1 protein-coding gene is annotated in these 2,243 nt (G+C 77.2%); it reads right to left on the bottom strand.

Annotated features, from left to right (window positions below; all coding sequences use genetic code 11):
* Positions 1-2,243: amino acid adenylation domain-containing protein (locus AA75_RS53705; RefSeq protein WP_033820827.1), on the bottom strand; the 2,243-nt coding region annotated here is incomplete at both ends.

Here is a 2,243-nt window from a genome sequence, read left to right as displayed (position 1 = left end):
GGGGGTCTCGTCGGGCGGGGCGGGCAGGGCGGCCCGGTCGAGCTTCCCGGCGGGGCTGAGGGGCAGTTCGTCGATGGCGGCGAGCCGGGCGGGCACCAGGTGGGCGGGCAGGCGGCGGCGCAGCCAGGCGGTGACCTCGGCGGGGTCGAGCGGCCGGGTGGTGACCAGGTGGCCGACCAGCTGGGGTTCGCCGGCCCGGTCGGGGCGCAGCACGACGGCGGCGCGGCGGATGTCGGGGTGTTCGGCGAGGACGGCTTCGATCTCGCCGGTCTCGATCCGGTGGCCGCGGAGTTTGATCTGTCCGTCGGCGCGTCCCAGCAGCAGGAGTTGGCCGTCGGCGCGGTGGCGGGCGAGGTCGCCGGTGCGGTAGAGGCGGCCGGGTCCGAAGGGGTTGGGGACGAAGGCGGCGGCGGTCAGGTCGGGCCTTCGGTGGTAGCCGTGGGCGAGGCCGGCGCCGCCGAGGTACAGGTCGCCGACGGCGCCGAGCGGGACCGGGCGCAGGCGGTCGTCGAGGACGTACGCGGTGGTGTTGGCGAGCGGGCGGCCGACGGTGATCTCGCCGTCGTCGTCGATCCGGCGGGCGGTGGCCCAGATGGTGGCCTCGGTGGGGCCGTAGAGGTTCCACAGGGCGCCGACCCGCGGGCGCAGGGCGGCGGCGAGGTCGGTGGGCAGGGCCTCGCCGCCGCACAGGGCGGTGAGCTGCGGGCCGCCGTTCCAGCCGGCCTCCAGCAGCAGGCGCCAGGTGGCGGGGGTGGCCTGCAGGCAGGTGGCGCCGCTGTCGGCGATCCGGCGGGCGAGGGCGGCGCCGTCGCGGACGGTGGTGCGGTCGGCGAGCTCGACCCGGGCGCCGGTGACCAGCGGCAGCCACAGTTCCAGGCCGGCGATGTCGAAGGAGAGGGTGGTGATGGCCAGCAGGACGTCCTCGGGGCCGAAGCCGTCGAGGGTGCGGCGGATCGCACCGAGGAGGTTGGCGAGGGCACGGTGCGGGACGGCGACACCCTTGGGGCGGCCGGTGGAGCCGGAGGTGTACAGCAGGTAGGCGGTGCGGTCGGGGTCGGGTGCGGGCAGCGGTACGGGCGGCGCCGCCGGGGTGCCGGGGCCGGGGCCCCGGGTGTGCAGGGCGAGGACCGGGCCGTCGAAGGGGACGCCGGGCAGGGCGGTGCCGTCGTCGGTGAGCAGGGCGGCGGCACCGGAGTCGGCGAGCATGTGGGTGAGCCGCTCGGCGGGGTAGTCGGGGTCGAGCGGCAGGTAGGTGCCGCCGGCCCGCAGCACGGCGAGCAGCGCGACCGGCAGTCGGGTGGTGCGGTCGACGGCGACGCCGACCACGGTCTGCGGTCCGACGCCGTGGGCGGCCAGGGTGCGGGCCAGGGCGTCGGCCTGCCGGTCGAGCGCGGCGTAGTCGAGGGTGCGGGTGCCGTCGCCGACGGCGGTGGCGTGCGGGGTGCGGGCGGCGTGGGCGGCGATCTGCTCGGGCACGGTGGCGGTGGGCAGGTCGGCGGTGGCGTCGTTCCACTCGGTGAGGACCGTGTGGTGCTCGGCGGCGCCGGCGAGCGGCAGGTCGGCGAGGGCGGTGTCGGGGTCGGCGGCGACGGCCCGCAGCAGGGTGGCGAAGTAGCCGGCCAGCCGTTCGGCGGTGGCGGGGGCGAGGACGTCGGCGCTGTACTCCAGGGCGCCGGTGAGGCCGTCGGGCTGCTCGACCAGGATCAGCGAGAGGTCGAACTTGGCGACGCCGGTGGGGCCGTCGGCCGCGGTGGCGGTCAGTCCGGGCAGCCGCCAGACGGGGGCGGGCATGTTCTGCAGGGCGAACATGGTGGAGAACAGTGGTGTCCGGGCGGGGTCCCGGACCGGGGCGAGCTGCTCGACCAGCCATTCGAAGGGCACCTCGGCGTGGCCGAAGGCGGCCACGCAGTTGTCCCGGACGGCCCGCAGGTGCTCGCGGAAGGTCAGGTCGGGGCGTGGCCGGCCGCGCAGCGGCAGCATGTTGACGAAGAAGCCGACCAGGTCGTCGGCGTCGGGGTGGTGCCGGCCGGCCACCGGTACGCCGACCACCAGGTCGTCGGTGCCGGCGTACCGGGCGAGCAGCACCTGGTAGGCGGCGAACAGCGTCATGAAGGCGGTGGCGCCCTCGGCCCGGCCGATCCCCAGCAGGGGTGCGGACACCTCGGCGGGGACGGTGAGGGGGACGGCGCCGCCGGTGTGGCTCGGGCGGGCGGGGCGGGGCCGGTCGGCGGGCAGGTCGAGGA

The organism is Kitasatospora sp. MBT63, from assembly GCF_000710465.2.
Classification (GTDB): domain Bacteria; phylum Actinomycetota; class Actinomycetes; order Streptomycetales; family Streptomycetaceae; genus Kitasatospora.
This window is presented reverse-complemented; position numbering and strand designations above follow the sequence as displayed.